Raw genomic sequence first — 25,452 nt, 5'->3', positions numbered from 1 at the left:
GCGGTCAATTTTGTCACGGGGGTCCGGCCTTGTATCCCACTCCTCGAACGGTCAGGACCACCTGCGGGTTCTCCGGGTCTTTCTCGACCTTGGCCCGCAAACGTTGGACATGCACGTTCACCAAACGGGTGTCGGCGGGGTGCCGGTATCCCCACACCTGTTCGAGCAGCACATCACGAGTAAACACCTGCCGTGGTTTGCGCGCCAACGCCACGAGCAGGTCGAACTCCAGCGGTGTCAGTGAAATCTGCTCACCTTGCCGGGTGACCTTGTGCGCGGGCACATCGATGTCGACGTCTGCGATCGACAGCATCTCGGCAGGCTCGTCCTCGTTGCGGCGCAACCGCGCACGCACGCGGGCGACCAGCTCCTTGGGCTTGAACGGTTTCATCACGTAGTCGTCGGCGCCCGATTCGAGGCCGAGCACCACGTCGACGGTGTCGGTCTTGGCCGTCAGCATGACGATCGGCACACCGGAGTCGGCGCGCAGCACCCGGCACACGTCGATGCCGTTCATGCCGGGCAGCATCAGGTCGAGCAACACCAAATCGGGCCGCAGCTCGCGGACCGCCGTGAGTGCCTGCGTGCCATCGCCGATGACCGCGGTGTCGAAACCTTCCCCGCGCAGGACGATGGTGAGCATCTCGGCCAGCGACGGGTCGTCATCGACAACCAGAATCCTTTGCCTCATGGTCTCCATGGTGGCACCAGATTGGGATAAAACGCTGCTAGCACGCCCGCGAGTCGGCTATTGAGCCAGCTGGGCGGCGAGCGCGGCGGCGTTCACATCGGGTCCGGCCACCGTCCAGCGGCCACACCACTGCGCGGCCGCCAGTCCGGCATACACATGTGCCGTACGCCGCTGCAGGCCGTCGTCGCGTTCGTAGGCGTCCTTGGCCCGGTCGGATTCGGTGTTGGCGCGGTGCTCGGCGCGTTCAGCGGCGAGTTCGGTGGGCACGTCGAGCAGCACCTGCATGTCGGGCCTCGGCAGACGCAGACGCTCGTATTCGAGGGTGCGGACCCACTCGACGACGTCGCCGTCGGCGCCTTGACGCAGTCGCGCGGCGCTGTATGCCGCGTTGGATGCCACATAACGGTCGAGGATCACCACGTCGTAGGCGGCGGTGAGGTGCCCGATCTCGTCCTTGGCGGCCCCGCGGTCGAGGGCGAACAGAACGGCCATCGCGTATACGGAGTCGGCGAGGTCACCATGTTGTCCGTGCAGGGCTTCGGCCGCCAGGTCCGCTTCGACCGAACGGCCGTAGCGCGGGAAGGCCACGCTCGCCACGGACTTGTGATTGGCCTCGAAGGCCGAGCGCAGCCCGTCGGTCAGCGTGCGCTTGCCCGCCCCGTCGACACCTTCGATCACGATGAGCACGCGGGGAGCCTATCCGGCCACTGCGTTGCTGTTCGGCTGGCTGGTGCCCCTTTTCGCGGCGAACGTGAATTACCGCTCGAGAATCGGGCGATTCTTCGAGCACGAGCTCACGTTCGCTTGACACAAGGGGTTGCTATTCGACACCAGCAATGGCCGTGCGATCTTCGTCGTGGACGAGCACTTCATCGACGCCACGGGTCGTCCACCAGACAAGGTGGCGCAACCTAGGTAACTCCGAGCCTGAACGCTTGCTGGCTGTGAGCGCTGACCCAATCTCCTGTGGAATCGCTTGCGATAACGGCGTATTAGCGCCAGTTGTGCACAGACTGTGAGCCATGATTCTGTCTCGCCTCGTCACCACCGCGTGCACCGGCGCCGGGATCGGCGCGGCATTGGTCGTCGCCAGCCCGCTCGCCCACGCCAACCAGGACCCCGCCGCCAACCCGCCGAACTGCAGCGCCGCCGACCTCGAAGGCGTACGCGCGGGAGTCGATGCCTCGACGTCGGCCTACTTGTTCGCCCATCCCGACCTGAACGACTTCATGTCGAGCCTCAAGGCCATGTCCCGCGAGCAGGTTGCCGTAAAAGTGAAGGGCTACATGGCTTCTCATCCGGACGAACAAGCCGACATGACGAACATCCGTCAGCCGCTCGTCGACATCAAGAACCGCTGCGGGGCCCCGCCCAGCGCGTAACCCCTCGGCGCCGCCGGCCGCTCAAACGCGAAACTGCGGCCAGATCGCGTTTCGGCGTAAACCTGCGATCTGACCGCAGTCTCGGCGGTCTTGGTCTGACGACGAGTCAGTATCGGTAGTGCTCGGGCTTGTACGGGCCCTCGACGTCGACGTTGATGTACTCCGCCTGCTCCTTGGTGAGCTTGGTCAGCGTGCCGCCGAGCGCCTCGACGTGGATGCGCGCCACCTTCTCGTCGAGATGCTTGGCCAGTCGGTACACCGCGTTGTCGTATTCGTCGTTCTTGGTCCACAGCTCGATCTGCGCGATCACCTGGTTGGAGAAGCTGTTGCTCATCACGAACGACGGGTGGCCGGTCGCATTGCCCAGGTTGAGCAGTCGGCCCTCGCTCAGCACGATGATCGACTTGCCGTCGTCGAAGAGCCATTGATCGACCTGCGGCTTGATGTTGAGCTTCTTGGCGCCCGACCGCTCAAGCGCGGCCATGTCGATCTCGTTGTCGAAGTGGCCGATGTTGCCCAGGATCGCCTGGTCCTTCATCGCCCGCATGTGCTCGAGCGTGATGATGTCCTTATTGCCCGTCGCGGTGATCACGATGTCGGCCTGGCTGATTCCGTCCTCGACGGTCACCACGTCGAAGCCGTCCATCAGGGCCTGCAGCGCGTTGATCGGATCGATCTCGGTGACCGACACCCGGGCCCCCTGACCGGCAAGCGACTCCGCACAGCCCTTGCCGACGTCGCCGTAACCGCAGATCAGCACCTTCTTGCCGCCGATCAGCACGTCGGTGCCGCGGTTGATGCCGTCGATCAGCGAGTGCCGGGTGCCGTACTTGTTGTCGAACTTGGACTTGGTCACCGAGTCATTGACATTGATCGCGGGGAACGGCAGTTCGCCGGACGCCTCGAACTGGTACAGGCGCAACACGCCGGTGGTGGTCTCCTCGGTGACACCCTTGACCGACTCGGCGATCTTCGTCCACTTGTTCTTGTCGGTCTCGAAGCGCTCCCGCAGCACGCCGAGGAACACCTTCCACTCCGCCGGGTCGTCATCCTCGGCCGGTGGCACCACGCCAGCCTTCTCGTACTGAGCACCGCGCAGCACCATCATGGTGGCGTCGCCGCCGTCGTCGAGGATCATGTTGGCGGGCTCGCCCTCCCAGGTGAGCATCTGCTCGGCGGCCCACCAGTACTCCTCGAGCGTCTCGCCCTTCCATGCGAACACCGGGGTGCCCTTCGGCTCCTCCAGGGTGCCGTGTGGGCCCACCACGACGGCCGCGGCCGCGTGGTCCTGGGTCGAGAAGATGTTGCACGACGCCCAGCGAACTTCGGCGCCCAGCGCGACGAGGGTCTCGATGAGCACCGCGGTCTGCACCGTCATGTGCAAAGAGCCCGAGATCCGAGCCCCCTTGAGCGGCAACACATCGGCATACTCCCGCCGCAGCGCCATCAGCCCTGGCATCTCGTGCTCGGCCAGCCGGATCTCCTTGCGGCCGAAATCGGCCAGGGACAGATCGGCGACCTTGAAGTCGATGCCGTTGCGAACATCGGCCGTCAGCCGCTGCTCAGTCGTGGTCATAAGGGATTCCTTCTCGTGGCTCGTTGGCGCGTCGCATTTACTTAGCTTTGTTATATATTAGGCCGCGATCGGGCGCGGCGCCGCCGCTAACTCTGCTCGATCACACCGTAGCGTTCGGCAAACGGCGTCATGAGTCTAGCGAGGTCCCTGGCGACATCGTGGTCGGCCTCCGGCGGCATCGAGACATAGCTCATCGCGAGCCTGACGATGGCCCTGGCCAACACGCCGGCGTCCTCCTCGCTGGTGCGCACCCAGCTATGCATGAAGGTTTCCGTCAGCCGCGCCGAACATCGCGTGATGATCGGCGCGGAGTCGGTGGTGATCAGTTGCAGTAGATCCGGTTTGGTGGTGCCGGTGAACAGCGAAATGACCAGCGGGTCGGACGCCGACTCGGCGAAGAAGTCGCGGAACCCCTGTAGGAACGCCGCATAGATGTCGCCGACGTTTCCGCCGATGGCGTCCTCGATCTGATCCACCAACCGGTCGGCGAGTCGCAGCGCGTAGCCCTGCGCCAAGCCCTGCCGCGATCCGAACTCGTTGTAGATCGTCTGCCTGCTGATGCCGGCGGCCTTCGCGACATCCGAAAGCGTGATCGCCGACCAGTCACGGGTGAGCAGCAGCTCCCGCATGCCGTCCAGAATCGAATCGCGCAGCAGCACCCGGGACGCCTCGGCGTACGGGATGCGCTGCGCGCTCCGACCATCGCTCACAGCCGCAACCGTAGCGGTCACGGACGGGCGACCTCCACCATCTCGAAGTCGGATTTCGCCGCGCCGCAGTCCGGGCAACTCCAGTCGTCGGGTATGTCGTCCCACCGGGTGCCGGGTGCGATGCCGTCCTCGGGCCAGCCCTTGGCTTCGTCGTAAGTGAATCCGCACTGCACGCAGACGAACAGCTTGTAGTCCATTTCGGTTTCCTTTCCGTGGCTCTAGACGGTTTCGAAGTCGACCTTCTCGCGTACTGCACAGTCCGGACAGCACCAGTCGTCGGGGATTTCACTGAATGGCGTGCCCGCCGGAAAGCCTTCCCGCGCAGCGCCTTTCGCCTCGTCGTAGACGTAATCGCAGCCGGGGCAGCGGTAGGCGGCCATCAGGACGCTCCATAGCGGGCCAGCACCTTGTCGCGCACCCGCGGGTGCACGTTGACCCGGGTGATGTCACCGCCGTAATGCGCGAGCACCCGATGGTCCATCACGCGTCGCCACAGTGGCGGGAAGTAGGTCAGCGCGATCATCGACGCGTATCCACTTGGCAGGTTCGGTGCGCCGTCCATGCTGCGCAACGTCTGGTAGCGCCGTGTCGGGTTGGCGTGGTGATCGCTGTGCCGCTGCAGGTGATACAGGAACAGATTGTTCACGATGTGATCGGAATTCCAGCTGTGCACGGGCGCGCACCGCTCGTAGCGGCCGCTCTCGGTCTTCTGCCGCAGCAGGCCGTAGTGCTCGAGGTAGTTGACCGTCTCCAGCAGCGTGAATCCGAAAACCGCCGAGATCACGATGTATGGGACGAGCGCCAGACCGAAGACCGCGATCAGCAGGCCGTAGAGCACCACCGACATCGCCCACGCGTTGAGCACGTCGTTCGACCAATGCCACTTGCTCTTGCCCGCCCGTTCGAGCCGCTTGGCCTCCAGCTCCCACGACGAGCGCAGGCTGCCGAACACGCTGCGCGGCAAGAACTCCCAGAACGTCTCACCGAAGCGGGCCGACGCGGGGTCCTCGGGAGTGGCGACGCGGACGTGGTGGCCGCGGTTGTGCTCGATGTAGAAGTGCCCGTAGCACGTCTGCGCCAGCGTGATCTTGCTCAGCCAACGTTCCAGCGAGTCCTTCTTGTGGCCCATTTCGTGCGCGGTGTTGATGCCGACACCGCCAAGCACACCCACCGACAGCGCCAAACCGATCTTGGCCGGCCAGCCCAGCCCGCCGTCGAATCCCAGCCAGCTCAGATCCGATGCGGTGAACAAGTAGGCACCCATGATCACGCTGGCGTACTGGAACGGGAGGTACATGTAGGTGCAATACCGGTAGTACTTGTCGTTCTCCAGCCGCTCCATCACTTCGTCGGGCGGGTTCTGCCCGTCCGGGCCGAACTTCAGATCGAGCGCAGGCAGCAATACGTAGAGCAGGATCGGCCCGATCCAGAACGGCACCTGCGCCGCGGCGTGCCAGCCCCACTGGTTGAAGGCCCACACCAGGGGCAGCATCACGAACAGTGCCGTCGGGGCGATCAGCCCCATCAGCCACAGATAGCGCTTCCTGTCACGCCACTGGGCGATGTCGACTTCGGACATGTGCGTGGTCACTGCCAGCCTCCTCGTGCGAATGCGGTCACGACGTTGGCTTGACTATAGAGTCGATTTTGTCGCCCGTCTAGACATAAAGGCTTATTTTGTAAAACACGACAGGGCGTGCAGCGCCCCAACTCAGGAGTGAACGGTCGCGCTCAAGCGCGGCTCGTCACGCCGAAATGGCACGCTCCCGGCGGCCCAACACCGAATGGCTACGGCCGTACAGGAAGTAGACGACCACGCCGATCGCCATCCAGATCAGGAACCGGATCCAGGTCAGCCCGGTCAGATTCAGCATCAGCCAGCCGCAGGCCAGGATCGACGCCACCGGAAGCAAGGGCACTCCCGGCGCCCGAAACCCGCGCTCGAGGTCCGGTCGCGTCCGACGCAGCACGATCACACCCGCCGAAACCAGCACGAACGCGAACAGCGTGCCGATGTTGACCATCTCTTCGAGCTTGCCGATCGGGAACACCGATGCCGTGATCGCGACCAGGACCCCGACCAACACCGTGATGCGCACCGGGGTGCCGTGCGGTCCGGTTTTGGCCAGCGGACGGGGCAGCAATCCGTCGCGGCACATCGCGAACAACACCCGAGTCTGGCCGAGCACCAGCACGATCACCACCGTGGTCAGTCCGGCCAGCGCGCCGATCGAGATGACCTTGGCGGCCCAGTCCACGCCGTTGGCGGCGAAGGCCGTCGCAAGGTTCGCCTTCTCCCCCGCGTCGCGTAGCTCGGTGTAACTGACCATGCCCGAAAGGACAACGGCCACCGCGACATACAGCACCGTGACGATGGCCAACGACGCGATGATGCCGCGCGACACGTCGCGCTGCGGGTTCTTGGTCTCCTCGGCCGTCGTCGCGACGATGTCGAAACCGATGAACGCGAAGAACACGATGGAGGCGCCTGCAAGCACGCCGTACCAGCCGTAGTGGCTGCCTTCGGCGCCGGTGATAAGCGAGAACAGCGACTGCTCGGTGCCGCTGGCGCCCTCGCCGGCCTCCCCCGGCGGGATGAACGGCGAGAAGTTCGCGGTGTTGATGTAGAACGCCCCGACCACGACGACCAACAACACCACCGCCACTTTCACCACGGTGATGGCCAGGCTGATCTCCGCCGACAGCTTCGTGCCCCAGGCCAGGATCACGGTGACGAACGCGATGATCAGCAGCGCGCCCCAGTCGAGTTGCAGCCCGCCGAAAACAGCTGTGCCGCCGCCGAATCCGAACACCGTGCCCAGATAGCTCGACCACCCCTTGGCGACCACCGCGGCGGCGACCGCGAACTCCAAGATCAGGTCCCAGCCGATGATCCACGCGACGAATTCGCCGAACGTCGCGTAGGAGAAGGTGTACGCGCTGCCCGCGACCGGGACCGTCGACGCGAATTCCGCGTAGCACAACGCGGCCAGCCCGCACGCGACCGCCGCGATGACGAACGAGATGGAAATCGCCGGGCCGGTGATGTTGCCCGCGGTCGACGCGGTGATCGTGAAGATGCCCGCCCCGATCACCACCGACACTCCGAACACGGTGAGGTCCCACCACGTCAGGTCCTTGCGTAACCGGGTGCCCGGCTCATCGGTGTCCGCAATGGATTGCTCTACAGACTTCGTCCGCCATCTACCGGCCATGAGCGCACCTTCCCTGGTCCGTTGTCCGGAATGTACCGAGTACTGTGCACCCGATGGGGCGGTCTAATAAACACGCAGTTGTCATCGGTGCCAGCCTCGCCGGTCTGTGCGCGGGGCGGGTGCTGTCCGACTTCTACGACCGGGTCACGGTCTACGAGCGCGACGAACTGCCCGAGACGCCCGCGCACCGATCGGCGGTTCCCCAGGACCGGCACGTGCACTTGTTGATGGCGCGCGGGGCGCAAGAGTTCGAATCGCATTTCCCCGGCCTGCTCGCCGACATGGTCGCCGACGGCGTCCCGATCCTGGAGAACCGGCCCGACTGCATCCACTTCGGCGCGGCGGGCCATGTGCTGGGCACGCACCATCGACTGCAGAACGAGTTCACCGCGTACGTGCCGAGCCGCAAGCACCTGGAATGGCAGATCCGGCGCCGGGTGAAGGCGATCGACAACGTCGACATCGTCCGCGTCGGGGTCAGTGAACCGCGCTTCGATGCGACGCGACAACGGGTCACCGGCGTCGTCCTCGACTCCGGCGACGCGGTGGACGCCGACCTCGTCGTCGACGCCGCGGGCCGCGGCACGCGGCTCCCAGTGTGGCTGGGGCAGTGGGGTTTTGAGCGCCCACGCGAAGACGTCGTCTACGTCGGCATCGGATACGCCACCCATCAACTGCGCATTCCCGACGGGTTGCTGGCCGAGAAGGTCGTCGTCGCAGGCGCCTCTCGGGAACAGCCGCTCGGGCTTGGGATGCTGTATTACGAAGACGGCACCTGGGGCCTGACCACGTTCGGGGTGGGCAAGGTGGAACCGCCGCACGATTTCGCGGGCATGTGCGCGCTGGCCGACCAGATCGTGCCGCCGCACGTCGCCGCCGCGATCCGGCAGGGTGAGCCGATCGGCGAGGTGGCGCTACACAAATACCCGGCCAGCCGGTGGCGCCGCTACGACAAGATGGGCCGCTTTCCCGCAGGCATCATCCCGTTCGGGGACGCCGTCGTCAGTTTCAACCCGACGTTCGGTCAGGGAATGACGATGACGTCTCTGCAGACCGGTCATCTGCGCCGGGTGCTGCAGACCTCGGGCGCCGACCTCGAGCGCGAGGTCATCCGGGCTGCGGCCAAGACCACCTTTCCGGTCTGGACCATGAACGCGATCGGCGACCTGGTGCTGCACCGTGCCACCGGGCCGACGCCGCGGTGGTACCGCCTGGTGGGCAACCTGTTCGACCAGTTCCTCGGCGCCGCTGAGACGGATCCTGTTCTTGCCGAATGGTTTCTGCGCCGGTTCAGCCTGCTCGACAGCCTCTACATGGTGCCGTCTGCGCGCCTGGTGGGCCGCACGATCCGGCACAACATGGCACTCTGGCTGGCCGACAAGCGGCGGCCCGCCATTGCGCCCGCAATCAGCCCCGTCAGCTGAGCTGTCCAAAGTCGTAGTCCCCGGCCGACAGTTGGAGTTACTGTCGAGTAGGTCCAGTTGCTTGGGGAGGCCGCGATGACCGCTACCGGGGAAATCAGCGAAAAGCATGCCAGGGAGGTCGCCGAGCACGCGCGCGCGTCGGAGTGGCTGCAGCCCAGTTTCGGCAAGGAGTTGTTTCTGGGCAGGCTGCGGTTGGACCTGATCCATCCGCATCCCAGCGGGTCCGCCGAAGCCGCCGCCCGTGGCGAGGCATTCCTGGCCACGCTGCGCGAGTTCTGTGAGACGCAGGTCGATTCCTCGGTGATCGAGCGCGATGCGCAGATCCCCGACGACGTGGTCCTCGGCCTGAGGGAACTCGGTGCGCTCGGCATGAAGATCGGCACCGAATACGGCGGGCTAGGCTTGTCGCAGGTGTACTACACCAGGGCGCTGGCGCTGGTCTGCTCGGTTCACCCGGCGCTTGGCGCATTGCTGTCCGCACACCAGTCGATCGGGGTGCCGCAGCCCATCTCGATGTTCGGCACCGACGAACAGAAGCAGACGTGGCTGCCCCGCTGCACCCGGGAGATCAGCGCTTTCCTGCTGACCGAACCCGACGTCGGCAGCGACCCGGCCCGACTGCATGCCACCGCAACTCCCGACGGCAACGACTACGTGTTGGACGGCGTGAAACTGTGGACCACCAACGGCGTGATCGCCGACCTGATGGTGGTGATGGCCAAGGTGCCCAAGAGCGAGGGGCATCGCGGCGGGATCTCCGCCTTCGTCGTGGAGGCGAACACGCCAGGCATCGTGGTGGAAAACCGCAACGCGTTCATGGGGCTGCGCGGCATCGAGAATGGCCTGACCAGGTTCACCAACGTGCGGGTGCCTGCGGCGAACCGGATTGGCGAGGAAGGCGACGGGCTGCGGATTGCCCTGTCCACGTTGAATGTTGGGCGGCTGTCGCTGCCCGCGACGTGCGTCGGGGTGGCGAAGTGGGCGGTCAAGATCGCCAGAGAGTGGTCCAAGGAACGCGTGCAGTGGGGTAAGCCGGTCGGCGAACACGACGCCGTCGCAGGCAAATTGGCGTTCATGGCGGCCACTGCCTACGGCCTCGAAGCGATGGTCGAACTGGCGTGTGAACTCGCCGACGCCGGCCACAACGATATCCGCATCGAGGCGGCGCTGGCGAAACTCTACGGCTCGGAGACGGGCTGGCTGATCGCCGACGAGCTGGTGCAGATCCGCGGCGGGCGCGGCTTCGAGACGGCCGCATCGCAGGCCGCCCGGGGCGAGCGCGGTGTGCCGGCCGAACAGGTGTTGCGGGATGCCCGCATCAACCGGATCTTCGAAGGCTCAACCGAAATCATGCATCTGCTCATCGCTCGCGAGGCGGTGGACGTGCATCTCTCCGTGGCTGGCGACATCATCGATCCAGACGCCGACACGCGGCGCAAGGCCCGCGCCGCGGTGAACGCCGGTCGGTTCTACGCTCGCTGGTTACCCGGCCTTGTCGCTGGAAAAGGCCAATTGCCAACCTCATTCGGCGAATTCGGAGTACTCGGCACGCACCTTCGCTATGTAGAACGTGCCAGCCGTCGACTGGCGCGCAGCACGTTCTACGCGATGTCGCGATGGCAGGGCAGGCTGGAGCACAAGCAGCGCTTCCTCGGCAGGATCGTGGACATCGGCGCGGAGTTGTTCGCGATGACCGCCACATGTGTCCGTGCGCAACGTGACCGGACGGACGCCTCGACGGTCGAGCTTGCCGACGCCTTCTGCAGGCAGGCCAGGATGCGGACCGACAAGCTGTTCGGCGAACTGTGGCACAACACCGACGACAGCGACCGCGCACTGTCCCGAAAGCTGCTCGACGGAAGCTACGCCTGGCTGGAGCAGGGCATCCTCGATCCGTCGATCGAGGGACCGTGGATCGCCCAGGATGGCGCCGGGTCGACGTCCGATGTGCACCGCGTCATTTCCGGCGCGTCAAGCCGCGGTGCGGCCTGATACTGGACACATGACCTCGCAGATCCGGCCGCTGGAGGACTTGACGCGATTCAGCATCGCGTACTGGTTGCCGCCGGGCGGCAGGGACAACGGTGTGTGGGCCGACATCTGGGTGGCCATCGCCGACCTCGAGTCCGCGGAGGCCAGCACATTTCTCGAACTGCTGGCCAATGCCGATGTCGGCGGCTACGCCGCAGTCCCCGGCGGTAGGAGGGCGCGCGCACAAGGCCCGGTCTGCTCGCGCGTGTGGGTCGACGCGATGCAATACGGCCTCGCCGAGGACGTGCTGATCCGGTACATGCGCGCCAGGTAGCCTTCGGTGCCATGGGGACGTCGCGATGAGCGCTGGTCTGTTCGGGCTACTTGACGATGTCGCCGCTCTGGCTCGGCTGGCCGCCGCCTCGGTCGACGACATCGGTGCGGCCACCGGACGCGCCACGGCAAAGGCTGCGGGCGTCGTGATCGACGACACCGCGGTGACGCCCCAGTACGTGCACGGGATCACCGCCGACCGCGAACTGCCGATGATCAAGCGGATCGCGGTCGGATCGCTGCGCAACAAGCTGGTCTTCATCCTGCCCGCGGCGCTTCTGCTCAGCCAGTTCGTGCCGTGGCTGCTGACCCCGATTCTGATGGTCGGGGCGACCTATCTGTGCTTCGAGGGCGCGGAAAAGGCATGGGGTTATATGGGCGGGCACGGTCACGCCGCGCGCGCCTCGTCGCCGGTCGGCCAGGACGCCGAGAAGAAGATGACGGCAGGCGCGATCCGCACCGACTTCATCCTGTCCGCCGAGATCATGGTCATCGCGCTCAACGAGGTGGCCGACCAGTCGTTCTGGCCGCGGCTGATCATCCTCGTCATCGTCGCGATCGTGATCACCCTCGCGGTGTACGGGGTGGTCGGACTGATCGTGAAGATGGACGACATCGGGCTGAACCTCGCGCAGCGCGAGTCCCGCTTTGCGCAGCGGGTCGGCCGCGGCTTGGTGGCTGCGATGCCCCGACTGCTGGCGACGCTTTCGGCCGTCGGCACTGTCGCGATGCTCTGGGTCGGCGGCCACATCCTGCTGCAGGGGACGGACACGCTGGGTTGGCATTGGCCCTACGGCCTCGTCCACCATGCCGAGGAATGGGTGCATCACGCCGTGCCCGGCGTCGGGGCGGTGCTGGCGTGGCTATTGAACACCGCGGTGTCGGCGGTGGTGGGCCTTGTCGTCGGCGCGGTGGTGGTCGCGATCATGCACGTGCTGCCATTCGGCAAGAAGGCCGAGCACTAGATCCCGACGGTCGCCCTGAACAATCTCGTCGGAGTCTGGGCCAAAAGTCGGATCGGACCGTCATCGGCGGAAACCCATGCCGCTGCACCACGCTCGAGTGTCACCGCCGTCGACTTCGCGTGCACGACCGTCGAACCCTCCGTGCAGAGCAGGATCTGCGGTCCGTCGTGATGTGTCGGTGCGTCGATCTCGTGGCCAAGGTGCTCGCCTTCGATACATACCACCGACACCGCGAATTCCGGTGCCGGCGTGTTGTACACCAGTTCCATTCCGTCCCTTGCGATTCGGGGGTGCATGACGTCGTCGGTGGCGGGAGTGAAGTCCAACACCCGCAACAACTCGGGTACGTCGACGTGTTTGGGCGTCAGCCCGCCACGGAGCACATTGTCCGAGTTGGCCATCACCTCGACGCCGACGCCGTGCAGATACGCATGCAGGTTGCCCGCAGGCAGGTAAATGGCTTCACCGGGTTTCAGGCTGATCCGGTTCAGCAGTAACGAGGCGAGCACACCCGCATCGCCGGGATAGCGCTCACCGAGCTCGAGTACCGTCTTGGCTTCGGCCGCGAACGTCTTCTTGCCCGACCGGAGGTATTCGATCGCACCTTCGATCACCGCCGGCACCAACACGTCGAGGTCAGGCTGCGGCGCGGTGATCCACGTGGTGAACAACGCGCGCAGACCGTCGGCGTCGGACTGACCAGCCAGCAGGTTGACGAACGGGTCGAGGTCGCTGACCGCGAGCGCGCGCATCAACTCGACGCTGCTCGCCGCCGAGCGGAATCCGGCCAGAGCCTCGAAATCCCCCAGCGCGACCAACAATTCGGGTTTGTGGCTGCGATCGCGATAGTTGCGGGTCGGCGCCGAAACCGGAATGCCCAGCTTGTCCTCGCGGGCGAATCCCTCCGCCGCTTGTTCCGCACTCGGATGCGCCTGCAGCGACAGCGGTTCGTCGGCCGCGAGCACCTTGACCAGGAACGGCAGGCAGTCACCGAACCGCCCGCGCACCGCTGCGCCCAACTGGCCTTCCGGATCGCTTCGCAGCGTCTCGAGCAGCGATACCTCACCAGCGTCGGTTTGCAGCCAGGCCGGGTCACCCGGATGCGCGCCGAACCACAGTTCGGCCTCCGGATGCGCTGTGGGGCTTGGCCTTCCAGTGAAATCAGCAATAGCGGTCCGCGAACCCCATGCATAGGTTCGGACCGCCCCGCGTAGCAGATGCACTCGCTTAACCTCGAACCAGTCGCAGGTATGTGGCCGTCATCTCCAATCGCACGGCCAACATCGCCAGTTGTTGTTCCGGTCGCCCCGGCGGCGCGACGGCCAGCGGCGCGTCCACCATCCCCAGCGCTTCGGGCACGTCCTCGGCGTTGATCAGGGAGACGTCGTCGAGTCCACTCACCCGCGCGTGCACGGCCGGCCGCTCTTCATCGGTGGCCAACACGAACGTGCGCACCCGCCTTGCCAGCGGTCCGTCGATCTGCTCGTCGTGGAAGATCGACTGCTCGCCACCCGCGCCGGAGGTGTTGCCCATTCCGCCGTGCAGCGCCACGAGCGCGTCCGCCAACCCCACCGCGGCCACCGACTGGTGTGCGATCCTCAGCAGCACCGCCGCACCGTGCCGGGCCAGAGCCAGCGTCGCCGAGTTGTCTCCAGCCAACACCACGTCGCGGCCCATCATGCGGTCCGCCAGAGCCTTGGCCGGGTTGGTGAACAACTCGCGCCCGGCGCTGTTGCGGAAGGCCTCGGCATCGAGTTCGTCTGCCAACCTCGAAAGGTCGTGGCTCAGGCCCTGATTCACCACCTGCAGCACGGCCATCCCCGCCGCGAGATAGCGGGTCAGGCCGAAGTCGTCACGCACCTGCAGCCGCGGAGCCAGCGCAGCGGAGCGGCCTGCCGTCGCATCGCGCAGTGGGCCTTCGTATGGCGCGACGACCGCGATCCTGGCGCCGCGACGAACCCCCGTCGCGGCGGCCGACACCAACGCCTGATCGCCAGGATCGTCGCCGGCGACAATCAGCACATCGAGCGCACCGATCCACTGCGGCACTTCGGAGGCCAGGACGATCGGCGCACCGACAGAACCCCCGAGCGTCGCCGACAACATCGCCCCTGCGGTGCCTGCGGTACCGCGGCTTGCCACCCAGATGACCGTCCGCGGAGGCTGATCCGACGTCAGCGAGTCGAGGTCGCCTTCGTCGAGTGCCGCCGCGGTGGCACGCACCTGCGCACCGGCCATCGATGCCGCGCGCAACAAACCGTCACGGTCGGCTGCGAGCAGACCGTCGACGTCGTCGAGGTCCACGGTGGCCTGGGTGCCGTTCACACGGGCGCCCCGTCCGCTGCGGGAAGCTGCGCCTTCACGGTTTGGGAGATGAGTCCGACGATCTCGTCGACCTCTTCGGTGGTGCGCGCTTCGACGTTGAGCCGCAGCAACGGTTCGGTGTTGGACATTCGCAGGTTGAACCAGCTGCCGTCACCGAGGTCGACGGTCACGCCGTCGAGGTGGTCGATGGAGTAGATGCGGGAGCCGAACGACTTCAGCACGGCGTCGACGCAGCCTTCGGCGTCGGTGACGGTGAAGTTGATCTCGCCGGAGGCCTCGTAGCGCTGATAGTCGGCCATCAACTCCGACAGCGGCCGGTCCTGCTCGCCGAGTGCGGCCAGCACGTACAGCGCGGCCAGCATCCCGGAGTCGGCGCCCCAGAAGTCGCGGAAGTAATAGTGCGCGGAGTGCTCGCCGCCGAAAATCGCTCCGGTGTCGGCCATCAGGGCCTTGATGTAGGAGTGCCCGACCCGCGAGCGCACAGGGGTACCGCCCCGCTCGGCGACCAGTTCGGGCACCGCGCGGGAGGTGATCAGATTGTGGATCACCGTTGCGCCGATCTCTCTGTTCAGTTCCCGGGCAGCGACCAAAGCCGTCACCGCCGACGGTGAGACCGGATGCCCCTTTTCATCGACGACGAAACAGCGGTCGGCGTCGCCGTCGAACGCCAGCCCGACGTCGGCACCGGTTTCGACGACGTGACCCTGCAGGTCGACGAGGTTCGCCGGGTCCAACGGGTTGGCTTCGTGATTGGGGAACGTGCCGTCGAGTTCGAAGTACAACGGCAACAGCGTGATTGACGGAATCACGCCGAGCACCGCGGGCGTGGTGTGACCTCCCATGCCGTTACCTGCGTCAACGGCCACCCGCAGCGGGCGCAGCTCGGCCAGGCTGACCAGGGACCGCAGGAATTCACCGTATTCGGCCAGCACGTCGCGCTCGGAGATGCTGCCGCGCGCGCCGTCGCCCGCGGGCACTCCGGCGATGACCTCATCGCTGATCTGAGTGAGTCCGGTGTCCTTGCCGACCGGCTTCGCGCCTGCTCGACACAGCTTGATGCCGTTGTAGGCCGCGGGATTATGGCTGGCGGTGAACATCGCGCCAGGGCAGTCCAGTAGCCCGGAGGCGAAGTACAGCTGGTCGGTCGACGCCAGTCCGATCTGCACGACGTCCAGCCCCTGAGCCATCACGCCGTCGGCGAACGCGGCCGCCAGGGCCGGCGAGCTCGCCCGCATGTCATGGCCGATCACCACTCGCGTCGCGCCGTCGCGGACCATCCGCGCGAAGGCGCCACCGACGTCGGCGACGAAAGCCTCGTCGAGCTCCTCGTCGACCAAGCCGCGGACGTCATACGCCTTGATGACGCGGTGAACAGCCGCGGCTGGCCGAGACTGCGATGAGCGCCTGGGCGAAGAGCGCGTCACATGGAGCTCCTTGCGAAGGGGACCGTTGGCGCCAGCCTAACCGTCGGACTGTGGGCAGCCCGCGACTAGGCGGGCTAGACCCTGGCTAATCGGTGGGGTCTGGCAACACCCGCAGGTGGCCGCGGCGTCGGCCGTTCGGCTCGGGTCGTCGGGCCACGGGTGCCATCAGCGCACCGCCGTGGACGCCGGTGGCGGGATCGGAAAAGCCTGCCGCCACCCCGTTGATCGGCGGCGGGCCGTCGCGCCGCTCGCGGACGGCATCGGCGAGCGCGACCAGATCGTCCTCATCGGGATGCGCGGGCAGCGGTCCCGCGTGGCGAACAAGCTCCCAGCCTCGCGGCGCGGTGATCCGACCGGCGTGCGCGACGCACAAATCCCACGAATGCGGCTCGGACACCGTGGCCAACGGCCCGACAACGGCGGTCGAATCCGAGTAGACGAAGGTCAGCGTCGCGACCGCATAGTGGGGACACCCGGGCCGGCAGCAGCGACGGGGAACATTCACGAACGAGAGGTTATCGTGCGCAAACGTCGTAAGCCGCCGGACACGCGCAGCTATCGGAGCGCCGATCTCCAACCGTTACTCTTCGGATGTGGCCGAGCGCAGATTACGCGGATCACGCCGTGGCCGGGAGATGCGCGGTCCGCTGCTCCCGCCGACCGTTCCGGGTTGGCGCAGTCGCGCCGAGCGGTTCGACATGGCGGTGCTGGAAGCCTATGAACCGATCGAGCGGCGCTGGCAGGACAGGGTGTCCGGACTCGACGTCGCAGTCGACGAGATACCTCGGATCTCGCCGAAGGACCCCGATTCCGTGCAGTGGCCGCCCGAGGTGGTGGCCGACGGCCCGATCGCGCTCGCCCGCCTGATACCCGCAGGAGTCGATGTCCGCGGCAACGCGACGCGTGCGCGAATTGTGTTGTTTCGTAAGCCGATTGAGCGTCGAGCGAAGGACACCGTCGACCTCGCCGAGCTGCTGCATGAAGTTCTGGTGGCTCAGGTGGCCACCTATCTTGGCGTCGAACCCTCCGTCATCGACCCGACGATCGACGACGAGTGATCCAACGAGTCAGATGATCCCGCGCTTGAGGCGGCGGCGCTCCCGCTCGGACAGGCCGCCCCAGATGCCGAAGCGCTCGTCGTGGGCGAGCGCGTACTCCAGGCACCGATCGCGGACCTCGCAACCGAGGCAGATTCGCTTGGCCTCGCGAGTCGATCCGCCCTTCTCGGGGAAAAACGCCTCGGGGTCGGTTTGAGCGCACAATGCGCGCTCTTGCCATTGATCATCTTCGGTAGTTGCCGGAGCAACGTCATATCTCTCGGGTGAATCGGGCACCAAACTCAATTGAGGACGTCCCGGCACCCCAATCGGTGTAGGTCCGGTAATGGTGTGACGGATGTCGCCTACTGAGCCGAGAATCCGGTTGTCGAATCGATCGTCTTGCCCGGATTGGGCCTGCTCAAACGCCATGCTCCGCCTCCTCACCTGTGTCTCGTAGATCCCTAAATTGAGCCCCACTATTTCCATGTGCGGCCATCTCAATTCGAACAAGTGATCGAATCTCGGTCTGCGCCACCGAAGCCGGCCGTCCAACCAGGAAATGACACTGGTGTGATTACACACGTGTTAGCTGCCGGGGTCAAGCGCTGGAACAGAAATTCATACCATTCCGTGACATGAATTCGGCGCGTCGTCACATCGGCGTGTCCGTCACACCACCGCGCCGCGCCGCCGTTGGCGCGCACCGCCTAGTCTCGATCAATGTGAAGGTCACGGTTCTGGTCGGCGGCGTCGGCGGCGCACGTTTCCTGCTGGGCGTGCAGCACCTGCTGGGTCTCGGCCGGTTTGGCGGCCAATCCAGCACGAGCCGGTTTGGCGGCCAATCCAGCACGAGCCGGTTCGGCGGCCAATCCAGCACGAGCCGGTTTGGCGAATCCCAATCAGATAACGAACTCACCGCGATCGTCAATGTGGGTGACGACGCCTGGATGTTCGGGGTGCGGATCTGCCCGGATCTCGACACCTGCATGTACACCCTGGGCGGCGGCATCGACTCCGAGCGAGGCTGGGGTCGTCGCGACGAAACTTGGCACGCCAAAGAGGAACTCGCGGCCTACGGCGTCCAACCCGACTGGTTCGGCCTCGGCGACCGCGACCTGGCCACCCACTTGGTGCGCAGCCAGATGCTGCGCGCCGGCTATCCGCTGTCGCAAGTCACCGAGGCGCTGTGCGACCGGTGGCAACCCGGCGCGCGACTGCTGCCGGCCAGCGACGACCGCAGCGAAACCCACGTCGTGATCACCGATCCGGCGGACGGCGAGAAGCGCGCCGTTCATTTCGAAGAATGGTGGGTGCGCTACCGCGCGCAGGTGCCTACCCACAGCTTTGCGTTCGTCGGTGCCGACAAGGCGAGCGCGGGTCCCGGTGTGACCGAAGCCATCGAGACCGCCGACGTGGTGCTGATCGCGCCGTCCAATCCGGTGGTCAGCATCGGCGCAATCCTTGCCGTGCCCGGCATCCGAGGCGCACTGCGGTCGACGACGGCCAGGGTGATCGGCTACTCCCCTATCATCGACGGAAAACCTCTGCGCGGCATGGCCGATGAATGCCTCTCGGTGATCGGCGTGGCCAGCACCTCCGAAGCGGTCGGCGGCTATTACGGCGCCCGAGCCGGCGTCGGCATCCTCGACGGCTGGCTGGTGCACGAAGGCGACCACGCCGAGATCGACGGCGTCGAGGTGCGGTCGGTGCCGCTGCTGATGACCGATCCGCGCGCGACCGCCGAGATGGTACACGCCGGACTGGATCTCGCGGGAGTCAAACCATGACCGAGCACGGTTCGGCGGCGTCGGTCGAGATCCTCCCCGTCCTCGGGCTTCCCGAGTTTCGGCCGGGTGACGACCTCGCCGCCGCGCTCGCCGGCGCCGCATCGTGGTTGCGCGACGACGACGTGGTGGTGATCACCAGCAAGGTAGTGTCCAAGTGCGAGGGCCGCATCGTCGACGCACCGACTGACCCCGTGGAGCGGGATGTCTTGCGGCGCAAGCTGATCGACGCTGAAGCCGTGCGTGTGCTGGCCCGCAAGGGCCGGACCCTGATCACGGAGAATGCGCTCGGCCTTGTGCAGGCCGCCGCCGGCGTAGACGGTTCCAACGTCGACTCGGGCGAGTTGGCGCTGCTGCCCATCGACCCCGACGGCAGCGCCGCGGCGTTGCGAGAAGGGCTGCGCCAACGACTCGGTGTCACGGTCGGCGTGGTCATCACCGACACCATGGGACGAGCCTGGCGTAATGGCCAGACCGACTTCGCGATCGGCGCCGCGGGCCTGACCGTGCTGCACGGCTACGCGGGGTCGCAGGACCGGCACGGCAACGACCTGGTTGTCACCGAGATCGCCGTCGCCGACGAGATCGCCGCGGCGGCAGACCTGGTGAAGGGCAAGCTGACCGATATCCCGGTCGCCGTGGTGCGCGGACTCACGTTGTCGGACAACGGATCCAACGCCGGCACCCTGGTGCGGTCAGGCGAGGACGACCTGTTCTGGCTCGGCACAGAAGAAGCGCTTGCCCTCGGCCGCAGCCAAGCGCAACTGCTGCGCCGGTCGGTCCGCCGGTTCAGTGCCGACCCCGTAGCGCCCGACCTCGTCGAGGCGGCCGTCGCCGAAGCCCTCACCGCTCCGGCGCCGCACCACACCCGACCGGTGCGGTTCGTGTGGGTGCAGGATCCGGCCAGACGATTGCGGCTGCTGGATCGGATGAAGCAGCAGTGGCGCGCCGACCTGACCGGTGACGGCCGCACACCAGAGTCGGTCGAGCGGCGCGTTGCCCGCGGCCAAATCCTCTACGACGCACCCGAACTCGTCATCCCCTTCATGGTGCCCGACGGTGCCCACAGTTATCCGGACGCCGCCCGCACCGCCGCCGAGCACACCATGTTCACGGTTGCGGTCGGCGCCGCGGTGCAGGCGCTGCTGGTGGCGCTGGCGGTGCGCGGTGTCGGCAGCTGCTGGATCGGTTCGACGATTTTCGCCGCCGACCTGGTGCGCGACGAACTTGACTTGCCGAGTGACTGGGAACCATTGGGCGCCATCGCGATCGGCTACCCCGGCGAGGGCACTGGGCCGTCCGGCCCGCGCGATCCGGTCAACACCGACGGCTTGCTGGTTCGAAAGTGAGTCTGCACGAGTCGGCCGTCGCAACGCTGACACAGTGGCGCGCACCCGATCCCGCACAGGACACGCTGCGACACGCGGTGCTGGCGTTTCTGGCCGCCAGACCCGACGGGTGCCTGCGCGAGTGCGCACCAGGTCATGTCACCGGTTCCGCGCTCGTCCTCGATCACGCAGGGACCCGCGCGCTGCTGACACTGCACCCACGCGTCGGGCGATGGCTGCAGTTGGGCGGACACTGCGAACAAAGTGATGCCGACGTCGTCGCCACTGCACTGCGCGAGGCCACCGAGGAGTCCGGCATCGACGACCTGAGGATCGATCCCGAGCCCGCCGCACTGCACGTGCATCCCGTCACCTGCTCGTTGGGGGTGCCGACACGTCACCTCGACATCCAGTTCGTCGTGCACGCGCCGGCGAGTGCCGAAATCGCGGCCAGCGACGAGTCTTTGGACCTGCGCTGGTGGCCGCTGGACGCGCTACCGGACGACTGCGACTTCGGCCTCACCCAGCTGGCGGAGGCTGCGAGGCGCCGAATCGCCGCGAGATCAGAGTTGTGACACGCGAATCGCGGATGCGCGTACCGGAACCTTGTTTCGGCGGTACCTACACGTCGGTCGAGTAGCGGATGCCGCCGTCGGGAATGGCCACCCCTGGCCACACCCGCGCGCCGCGCAGCAGTTCGCAACGCGCACCGATGTCGGCGCCGTCGCCGATGACCCCGTCGCGGATCAACGCCCGCGGCCCGACGCGGGCGCCGAAGCCGATGATCGACCGCTCGATCACCGCGCCCGCCCCGATGCATGCGCCGTCGAAGATCACCGCACCGTCGAGTCGCGCGCCCGCGCCGATCTCGGCGCCGCGGCCGACCACGGTGCCGCCGATCAGTAGCGCGCCGGGCGCGACGGCCGCACCGTCGTGCACAAGCTTTTCGCCACGCTGACCACCGAGCGCGGGTGACGGCGCGATACCGCGGACCAGATCGGCTGAGCCGCGTACGAAGTCCTCCGGTGTGCCCATGTCGCGCCAGTAGGTCGAGTCCACGTAACCGCAGACCCGTAGGCCGTCGGAGAGCAGCCCCGGGAACACTTCACGCTCCACCGAGAGCGCGCGACCCTTGGGAATCCGCTCGATCACCTCACGCTTGAACACGTAGCAGCCCGCGTTGATCTGGTCTGTCGGCGGATCCTGCGTCTTCTCGAGGAACGCCGTCACCACGCCGTCGGAATCGGTGGGCACGCAGCCGAATGCGCGCGGATCACCGACGCGAACCAGATGAAGTGTGACGTCGGCGCCGCTGTCGCCATGCGCGTCCAGCAGCGCGCGCAGATCCGCACCGGAGAGCACGTCGCCGTTGAACACCAGCGCGGTGTCGTGACGCAGCTTGTCGGCCACGTTGGCGATGCCGCCACCGGTGCCCAGCGGTTCCTCCTCGACCACGTAATCGATCTGCAGCCCCAGCTTGGAGCCGTCGCCGAACTCGGACTCGAACACGCCCGCCTTATATGAGGTGCCGAGCACGACATGCTCGATACCGGCGTCGGCGATGCGTGACAGCAAATGGGTGAGAAACGGAAGGCCCGCGGTCGGCAGCATCGGCTTGGGCGCCGACAGCGTCAACGGTCGCAGCCGGGTGCCCATGCCGCCGACGAGTATGACCGCGTCCACCTCCGCCGGATTGACCACTAGAGCCGTCCCTTCTTCTGCCTGCGCCGGGAATTGCGCACCACCACGCCCGCACGCGCAGCTAGCGCGCCCCTGATCGTCCACCGCAGTGGCGCCTGCCACATTTTCGGATGCCGATCTGCGAGGAAAGTGTAAGTGCTCGTATGGTGGGCCGCCAAGTTGCGGGCCGGATCGCGGCCGGTGGCGTGTCCCTTGTCGTGCAAAATCTCCGCCGACGGCACATAGATGTTCTGCCAGCCCGCCTTGCTGAGCCGATCTCCCAGGTCGACGTCCTCCATATACATGAAATAGCGCTCGTCGAAGCCGGACACCTCATCGAAGGCCGAACGCCTCAGCAACAAACAGGAGCCGGACAACCATCCGACAGGACGTTCGCTGGGCTCGGTGCGCTCCTGGCGGTACGCGGCCGTCCACGGATTGGTCTTCCACAATGGTCCGACCACGGCGTGCATGCCGCCGCGAATCAGGCTTGGCAGGTGACGAGCCGACGGATACACCGAGCCGTCCGGGTCACGGATCAGCGGCCCAAGCGAACCCGCCTTGGGCCAGCGTTCGGCCGCTTCCAACAGCAAGTCGATGCTGCGCGGCCCCCACTGCACGTCAGGGTTGGCGACCACCACAAACTCCGACTCCGGCATGATCTCCGCGACCGCACGGTTCACCGCGGTGCCATACCCCAAATTGCCGTCCATCCGGATCAGCCGGGCATTGGGATAGCGCTGCACCGCTTCCTCGGGTGCGCCGTCGGTTGAACCGTTGTCGGCCATGAGCACCGTCACCGGCCGCTCGGTGGCATGCGAGAGAGACGCCAGGAACCGATCGAGATGTGGGCCCGGTGAATACGTCACCGTCACCACGGCCAGACCGTCGCTCACGCGAGCGAAACCAGTTCGTCACTCATTGGCTAGAGGGTAGCGGCATCCGAATGGGCCACCGCAGCAACGGCAACCAACACCAGTGTCGGCGCGTCAGCCCGGTAGTCTGTCTACGGCCGCTAAGGGGGTGGACGACGCGGCCGGGAAAGGACAAGCCGCATGCCCGCGTTCGACTATGTGATCCTCGGTGCAGGAGCCGCCGGCTGTGTGCTGGCAAACCGGCTTTCGGAGGATCCTCGAACCGAGGTGCTGCTGGTCGAGGCCGGCCCACCGGCCCGCGGTCCGTACTTCGCCATCCCGATGATGGGCGCCGGGCTGTTCGAGCAGCGGACCGACCACCCGGAGCCGCACGCCTACGAGGGCCACAAGCACAGCTTCGTCTACCAGCTCCAGCCGTACGGCGCCGCCGACAAACTCAACGAACGGTGGGTGCGCGGTAAGGCGGTCGGCGGCTCCACCGCCATCAACGGCCTGGTGTACAACCGCGGGAACCGCGAAGACTACGACGAGCTCGAACGGCTCGGTAATCACGGCTGGGGCTGGGACCACATCCTGCCGATCTTCAAGGCCTTCGAGGACAACCAGTTTGGCGCCTCACCGACGCGCGGCGTCGGCGGACCACTGCACATCTCGCAACCGAGGTTCCCAGACGAGTTGAGCCAGTACATCATTGATGCGGCAGCCAACAGCGGACTGCGTAGTGTCGAGGACTACAACGAATCCGACGACGAACGCGTCGGGCCTGCGATGGCCATGATCCGCAGGGGGCTGCGGGTCAGCGCCGCCAAAGCGTTCCTCGACCCCGTGCTCAAGCGGCCCAATCTGCACCTGGCCACCGACACCTACGCGCAGCGACTGGTCTTCGAAAACGGCCGTGCCGTCGGTGCCGAGATCCGGGCCGGGGGCAACACCTCGCAGGTGCGAGCCCGTCGTGAAGTGATCGTGGCGATGGGCGCATTGCATACGCCGAAGATCCTGCAGCTGTCCGGTGTCGGCCCGCGCGAGGTGCTCGAAAAGGCCGGTGTGCCGGTGTATCTCGAACGCGAGAACGTCGGTCGTCGGATGACGGAGCATTTCTGCGCCATCGTCACCTACCGGTTGAAGGACGACCTCGGCTACAACAGGCAGCTGCGCACCACGGTCGGCAAAGCCCTTGCCGCACTGAAGTTTGCGGCCACCCGGCGGGGTCCGCTTGCCACGCCGACCGGTGACGTGATGGCGATCTTCAAGACCAGACCCGAACTCGATCGGGTGGACGGCCAGTTCCTCGCGCGGCTGATGTCGGTGGCCGACGTCAGCGGCAGTGAGCGCGGTCAAATCGATTCGCACGGCGGTGTTTCGTGCGCTGCGGAGATACTGCGGCCGACATCGGAGGGCCGGGTGTGGATCACCTCGCCCGATCCGAGCGCTGCGCTGTCGATCGAGCCCAACTACCTGGCCACCGAGTACGACCGGACGACGATGGTCGGCGTGGTGCGCAAGATCCGGCAGATCTTCGAGCAGTCGCCGCTGGCCGAACACGTGGACCTCGAGACCACACCGGGCGAGGCGGTGCAGACAGACGAGCAGATCATCGACGCCACCATCAAGACCGGCGCCACCGGCAGCCACGCGGCAGGCACGTGCATGATGGGGCCCACCGACGAGGAGATCGTCGATGACCAGTTGCGCGTCCGCGGGATCGAGGGACTGCGCATCGTCGACTGCTCGATCATGCCGAAGCAGATGTCGGGCAACCTTGCCGGTCCGATGCTGGCGATGGCCGGGCGCGCCGCGGAGTTGATCCTCGACACCGCCCCAGCCGAGAAGGCCCGCCGCGCCTGACTACTGCGCCAGTGCGGCGGCTACTGCATCGCGCCACGGGCGGAGCGGCGTGAGGCCGGCCTCGGTTGAGCGCCGGGCGGACAGCGCCGAATAGGCGGGCCGCGGCGCCGGACGCGGATGGCGATCGGTGCCGACCGGGCGCACCCGTGCAGGGTCGGCGCCCACGGCTTCGAACACCGCTCGAGCCTGCTCGAAACGACTGACCGCGCCGTCGTTGGCCGCGTGCAGCACGGGCTCGCGGATCGATCCGTCGTCGGCGAGTTGAAGTAAGGCATCGACGAGATCACCGACGTACGTGGGCGATCCGATCTGATCGGCCACCACCTCCACCTCATCGTCACCGGCGGCCAGTCGACGCATGACCGCGGCGAAGTCCTTACCGTCGGCGCCCTCGTACACCCACGCGGTCCGCACGATATGCGCGTCGGGCAAGGCGGAGAGCACCAATACCTCGCCTGCCAGTTTGGTGCGGCCGTACACACTGAGCGGGCCGGTTTCGTCATCGATTTCGTAGGGATGGCGCTGATTGCCGGAGAACACGTAGTCGGTGGAGATGTGAATCAGGTCGGCGCCGGCACGCGCGCACGCTCGAGCGATGTTCTCCGGCCCGGTGGCGTTGACCTCGTGTGCCCGCTCGGGCTCCTGTTCAGCACCGTCGACCTGGGTATAGGCCGCGCAGTTGATCACGACGTCGCCGGCTTCGATGTACCGCTCGGCGGCGGTCGCATCGGTGATGTCCCACTGTGCCGAGGTCAGCGCCAGCACGTCGCGCCCCTGCTGGCGAGCCTTCGCGGCCACGCGGCGGCCCACCATGCCACCGGCACCGGAGATAACAATTCGGTCAGACATGCACTCGAGTCTGGCACGCCGACCTTGGCTACCCG

At 66.4% G+C, this 25,452-nt stretch carries 27 protein-coding genes; 11 read left to right on the top strand and 16 right to left on the bottom strand.

Annotated elements, in window-relative coordinates; all coding sequences use genetic code 11:
- Positions 1–13: 13 nt before the first annotated feature.
- Both mtrA and ACGFK1_RS07855 read right to left on the bottom strand, forming a co-directional pair.
- Positions 14–700 carry a two-component system response regulator MtrA gene (mtrA, locus tag ACGFK1_RS07860; protein WP_393427665.1) on the bottom strand — a complete coding sequence of 229 codons (687 nt, stop codon included), beginning with the start codon at positions 698–700 and terminating at the stop codon, positions 14–16.
- Between the two features lie 48 nt (positions 701–748).
- Positions 749–1,378, bottom strand: coding sequence for a dTMP kinase (locus ACGFK1_RS07855; protein ID WP_393427664.1), 630 nt, complete (start codon positions 1,376–1,378; stop codon positions 749–751).
- Here ACGFK1_RS07855 and ACGFK1_RS07850 point away from each other — a divergent pair.
- Positions 1,371–1,499, top strand: coding sequence for a hypothetical protein (locus ACGFK1_RS07850; RefSeq protein ID WP_393427663.1), 129 nt, complete (start codon positions 1,371–1,373; stop codon positions 1,497–1,499). The genes ACGFK1_RS07855 and ACGFK1_RS07850 overlap by 8 nt on opposite strands.
- A 214-nt stretch (positions 1,500–1,713) precedes the next feature.
- A complete protein-coding gene (locus ACGFK1_RS07845; RefSeq protein WP_393427662.1) occupies positions 1,714–2,073 on the top strand; it encodes a heme-binding protein in 360 nt (119 codons plus the stop codon).
- A gap of 106 nt (positions 2,074–2,179) precedes the next feature.
- Here the strand turns inward: ACGFK1_RS07845 and ahcY are convergent, their stop codons facing one another.
- The 6 genes from ahcY to ACGFK1_RS07815 form a co-directional block, all read right to left on the bottom strand.
- Positions 2,180–3,649: an adenosylhomocysteinase gene (ahcY, locus tag ACGFK1_RS07840; protein WP_393427661.1), complete on the bottom strand. Its 1,470-nt coding sequence runs from the start codon at positions 3,647–3,649 to the stop codon at positions 2,180–2,182.
- Between the two features lie 86 nt (positions 3,650–3,735).
- Positions 3,736–4,380 carry a TetR family transcriptional regulator gene (locus tag ACGFK1_RS07835; protein WP_393427660.1) on the bottom strand — a complete coding sequence of 215 codons (645 nt, stop codon included), beginning with the start codon at positions 4,378–4,380 and terminating at the stop codon, positions 3,736–3,738.
- Positions 4,377–4,556, bottom strand: coding sequence for a rubredoxin (locus ACGFK1_RS07830; RefSeq protein WP_393427659.1), 180 nt, complete (start codon positions 4,554–4,556; stop codon positions 4,377–4,379). Before ACGFK1_RS07830 ends, ACGFK1_RS07835 begins: the two co-directional genes overlap by 4 nt.
- A gap of 21 nt (positions 4,557–4,577) precedes the next feature.
- Positions 4,578–4,739 (bottom strand): rubredoxin, encoded by a 162-nt coding sequence (locus tag ACGFK1_RS07825; RefSeq protein ID WP_393427658.1) that lies wholly within the window; start codon positions 4,737–4,739, stop codon positions 4,578–4,580.
- The gene (locus tag ACGFK1_RS07820; RefSeq protein ID WP_393427887.1) at positions 4,739–5,938 is read right to left on the bottom strand and encodes an alkane 1-monooxygenase; all 1,200 of its coding nucleotides are present in this window, start codon (positions 5,936–5,938) and stop codon (positions 4,739–4,741) included. Before ACGFK1_RS07820 ends, ACGFK1_RS07825 begins: the two co-directional genes overlap by 1 nt.
- Positions 5,939–6,104: 166 nt before the next feature.
- Positions 6,105–7,574: an amino acid permease gene (locus ACGFK1_RS07815; RefSeq protein ID WP_393427657.1), complete on the bottom strand. Its 1,470-nt coding sequence runs from the start codon at positions 7,572–7,574 to the stop codon at positions 6,105–6,107.
- 53 nt (positions 7,575–7,627) lie between these two features.
- On the opposite strand from ACGFK1_RS07815, the gene ACGFK1_RS07810 reads away from it, so the two are divergent.
- From ACGFK1_RS07810 to ACGFK1_RS07795, 4 genes are all read left to right on the top strand, one after another.
- A complete protein-coding gene (locus ACGFK1_RS07810; RefSeq protein WP_393427656.1) occupies positions 7,628–8,998 on the top strand; it encodes an FAD-dependent oxidoreductase in 1,371 nt (456 codons plus the stop codon).
- Between the two features lie 75 nt (positions 8,999–9,073).
- Positions 9,074–10,990, top strand: a complete 1,917-nt coding sequence (locus ACGFK1_RS07805) for an acyl-CoA dehydrogenase family protein (RefSeq protein WP_393427655.1) — start codon at positions 9,074–9,076, stop codon at positions 10,988–10,990.
- Between the two features lie 10 nt (positions 10,991–11,000).
- Complete coding sequence (locus tag ACGFK1_RS07800) at positions 11,001–11,303, top strand: hypothetical protein (RefSeq protein ID WP_393427654.1); 303 nt, start codon at positions 11,001–11,003, stop codon at positions 11,301–11,303.
- Positions 11,304–11,328: 25 nt separating this feature from the next.
- Positions 11,329–12,267, top strand: coding sequence for a DUF808 domain-containing protein (locus ACGFK1_RS07795; protein ID WP_393427653.1), 939 nt, complete (start codon positions 11,329–11,331; stop codon positions 12,265–12,267).
- Here the strand turns inward: ACGFK1_RS07795 and manA are convergent.
- The 4 genes from manA to ACGFK1_RS07775 form a co-directional block, all read right to left on the bottom strand.
- On the bottom strand, positions 12,264–13,490 hold the full coding sequence (manA, locus tag ACGFK1_RS07790; protein WP_393427652.1) for a mannose-6-phosphate isomerase, class I: 1,227 nt from the start codon (positions 13,488–13,490) through the stop codon (positions 12,264–12,266). The two genes, ACGFK1_RS07795 and manA, sit on opposite strands and share 4 nt — an antisense overlap.
- Before the next feature lie 4 nt (positions 13,491–13,494).
- Positions 13,495–14,592: a TobH protein gene (locus tag ACGFK1_RS07785; RefSeq protein ID WP_393427651.1), complete on the bottom strand. Its 1,098-nt coding sequence runs from the start codon at positions 14,590–14,592 to the stop codon at positions 13,495–13,497.
- Positions 14,589–16,016, bottom strand: a complete 1,428-nt coding sequence (locus ACGFK1_RS07780; protein ID WP_393427650.1) for a phosphomannomutase/phosphoglucomutase — start codon at positions 16,014–16,016, stop codon at positions 14,589–14,591. Before ACGFK1_RS07780 ends, ACGFK1_RS07785 begins: the two co-directional genes overlap by 4 nt.
- Positions 16,017–16,101: 85 nt before the next feature.
- On the bottom strand, positions 16,102–16,521 hold the full coding sequence (locus tag ACGFK1_RS07775; protein WP_393427649.1) for a DUF3499 domain-containing protein: 420 nt from the start codon (positions 16,519–16,521) through the stop codon (positions 16,102–16,104).
- A gap of 130 nt (positions 16,522–16,651) precedes the next feature.
- Between ACGFK1_RS07775 and ACGFK1_RS07770 the strand changes: the two genes are divergently transcribed.
- On the top strand, positions 16,652–17,074 hold the full coding sequence (locus ACGFK1_RS07770; protein ID WP_393427886.1) for a metallopeptidase family protein: 423 nt from the start codon (positions 16,652–16,654) through the stop codon (positions 17,072–17,074).
- Between the two features lie 9 nt (positions 17,075–17,083).
- Here ACGFK1_RS07770 and ACGFK1_RS07765 read toward each other — a convergent pair whose 3' ends face one another.
- Positions 17,084–17,353, bottom strand: a complete 270-nt coding sequence (locus ACGFK1_RS07765) for a WhiB family transcriptional regulator (RefSeq protein WP_393427885.1) — start codon at positions 17,351–17,353, stop codon at positions 17,084–17,086.
- 425 nt (positions 17,354–17,778) lie between these two features.
- Here ACGFK1_RS07765 and cofD point away from each other — a divergent pair, with 425 nt between their 5' ends.
- The 3 genes from cofD to ACGFK1_RS07750 are packed head-to-tail and all read left to right on the top strand — an operon-like array spanning position 17,779 to position 20,743.
- Positions 17,779–18,843 carry a 2-phospho-L-lactate transferase gene (gene cofD, locus ACGFK1_RS07760; RefSeq protein ID WP_393427884.1) on the top strand — a complete coding sequence of 355 codons (1,065 nt, stop codon included), beginning with the start codon at positions 17,779–17,781 and terminating at the stop codon, positions 18,841–18,843.
- Positions 18,840–20,189: a coenzyme F420-0:L-glutamate ligase gene (locus ACGFK1_RS07755; RefSeq protein WP_393427648.1), complete on the top strand. Its 1,350-nt coding sequence runs from the start codon at positions 18,840–18,842 to the stop codon at positions 20,187–20,189. The genes cofD and ACGFK1_RS07755 overlap by 4 nt, the downstream gene beginning before the upstream one ends.
- Entirely contained in the window at positions 20,186–20,743 is a 558-nt protein-coding gene (locus ACGFK1_RS07750; RefSeq protein WP_393427647.1) for an NUDIX hydrolase, read from the top strand. The genes ACGFK1_RS07755 and ACGFK1_RS07750 overlap by 4 nt, the downstream gene beginning before the upstream one ends.
- Before the next feature lie 46 nt (positions 20,744–20,789).
- Here the strand turns inward: ACGFK1_RS07750 and ACGFK1_RS07745 are convergent, their stop codons facing one another.
- Together ACGFK1_RS07745 and ACGFK1_RS07740 are read right to left on the bottom strand one after the other, a co-directional pair.
- Positions 20,790–21,869 (bottom strand): sugar phosphate nucleotidyltransferase, encoded by a 1,080-nt coding sequence (locus ACGFK1_RS07745; protein ID WP_393427646.1) that lies wholly within the window; start codon positions 21,867–21,869, stop codon positions 20,790–20,792.
- Positions 21,869–22,744, bottom strand: coding sequence for a glycosyltransferase family 2 protein (locus ACGFK1_RS07740; RefSeq protein ID WP_393427645.1), 876 nt, complete (start codon positions 22,742–22,744; stop codon positions 21,869–21,871). Before ACGFK1_RS07740 ends, ACGFK1_RS07745 begins: the two co-directional genes overlap by 1 nt.
- 159 nt (positions 22,745–22,903) lie before the next feature.
- Here ACGFK1_RS07740 and ACGFK1_RS07735 point away from each other — a divergent pair, with 159 nt between their 5' ends.
- Positions 22,904–24,568, top strand: coding sequence for a GMC family oxidoreductase (locus ACGFK1_RS07735; RefSeq protein WP_393427644.1), 1,665 nt, complete (start codon positions 22,904–22,906; stop codon positions 24,566–24,568).
- Here the strand turns inward: ACGFK1_RS07735 and rfbD are convergent, their stop codons facing one another.
- Positions 24,569–25,417, bottom strand: coding sequence for a dTDP-4-dehydrorhamnose reductase (gene rfbD, locus ACGFK1_RS07730; protein WP_393427643.1), 849 nt, complete (start codon positions 25,415–25,417; stop codon positions 24,569–24,571).
- Positions 25,418–25,452 lie beyond the last annotated feature (35 nt).

The organism is Mycobacterium sp. NPDC048908 (assembly GCF_043197955.1).
Taxonomy (GTDB): domain Bacteria; phylum Actinomycetota; class Actinomycetes; order Mycobacteriales; family Mycobacteriaceae; genus Mycobacterium.
This window is presented reverse-complemented; position numbering and strand designations above follow the sequence as displayed.

What these genes read in the sequence shown, in the direction of transcription:
- ACGFK1_RS07830 (WP_393427659.1), bottom strand. Translation starts at nt 4,556, where the DNA reads ATGGACTACAAGCTGTTCGTCTGCGTGCAGTGCGGATTCACTTACGAC.
- ACGFK1_RS07850 (WP_393427663.1), top strand. Translation starts at nt 1,371, where the DNA reads ATGAGCACGCGGGGAGCCTATCCGGCCACTGCGTTGCTGTTCGGCTGG.
- ACGFK1_RS07820 (WP_393427887.1), bottom strand. Translation starts at nt 5,938, where the DNA reads ATGTCCGAAGTCGACATCGCCCAGTGGCGTGACAGGAAGCGCTATCTG.
- ACGFK1_RS07795 (WP_393427653.1), top strand. Translation starts at nt 11,329, where the DNA reads ATGAGCGCTGGTCTGTTCGGGCTACTTGACGATGTCGCCGCTCTGGCT.
- ACGFK1_RS07815 (WP_393427657.1), bottom strand. Translation starts at nt 7,574, where the DNA reads ATGGCCGGTAGATGGCGGACGAAGTCTGTAGAGCAATCCATTGCGGAC.
- ACGFK1_RS07800 (WP_393427654.1), top strand. Translation starts at nt 11,001, where the DNA reads ATGACCTCGCAGATCCGGCCGCTGGAGGACTTGACGCGATTCAGCATC.
- ACGFK1_RS07770 (WP_393427886.1), top strand. Translation starts at nt 16,652, where the DNA reads ATGCGCGGTCCGCTGCTCCCGCCGACCGTTCCGGGTTGGCGCAGTCGC.
- rfbD (WP_393427643.1), bottom strand. Translation starts at nt 25,417, where the DNA reads ATGTCTGACCGAATTGTTATCTCCGGTGCCGGTGGCATGGTGGGCCGC.
- mtrA (WP_393427665.1), bottom strand. Translation starts at nt 700, where the DNA reads ATGGAGACCATGAGGCAAAGGATTCTGGTTGTCGATGACGACCCGTCG.
- ACGFK1_RS07735 (WP_393427644.1), top strand. Translation starts at nt 22,904, where the DNA reads ATGCCCGCGTTCGACTATGTGATCCTCGGTGCAGGAGCCGCCGGCTGT.
- ACGFK1_RS07845 (WP_393427662.1), top strand. Translation starts at nt 1,714, where the DNA reads ATGATTCTGTCTCGCCTCGTCACCACCGCGTGCACCGGCGCCGGGATC.
- ahcY (WP_393427661.1), bottom strand. Translation starts at nt 3,649, where the DNA reads ATGACCACGACTGAGCAGCGGCTGACGGCCGATGTTCGCAACGGCATC.
- ACGFK1_RS07805 (WP_393427655.1), top strand. Translation starts at nt 9,074, where the DNA reads ATGACCGCTACCGGGGAAATCAGCGAAAAGCATGCCAGGGAGGTCGCC.
- ACGFK1_RS07810 (WP_393427656.1), top strand. Translation starts at nt 7,628, where the DNA reads ATGGGGCGGTCTAATAAACACGCAGTTGTCATCGGTGCCAGCCTCGCC.
- ACGFK1_RS07825 (WP_393427658.1), bottom strand. Translation starts at nt 4,739, where the DNA reads ATGGCCGCCTACCGCTGCCCCGGCTGCGATTACGTCTACGACGAGGCG.
- ACGFK1_RS07755 (WP_393427648.1), top strand. Translation starts at nt 18,840, where the DNA reads ATGACCGAGCACGGTTCGGCGGCGTCGGTCGAGATCCTCCCCGTCCTC.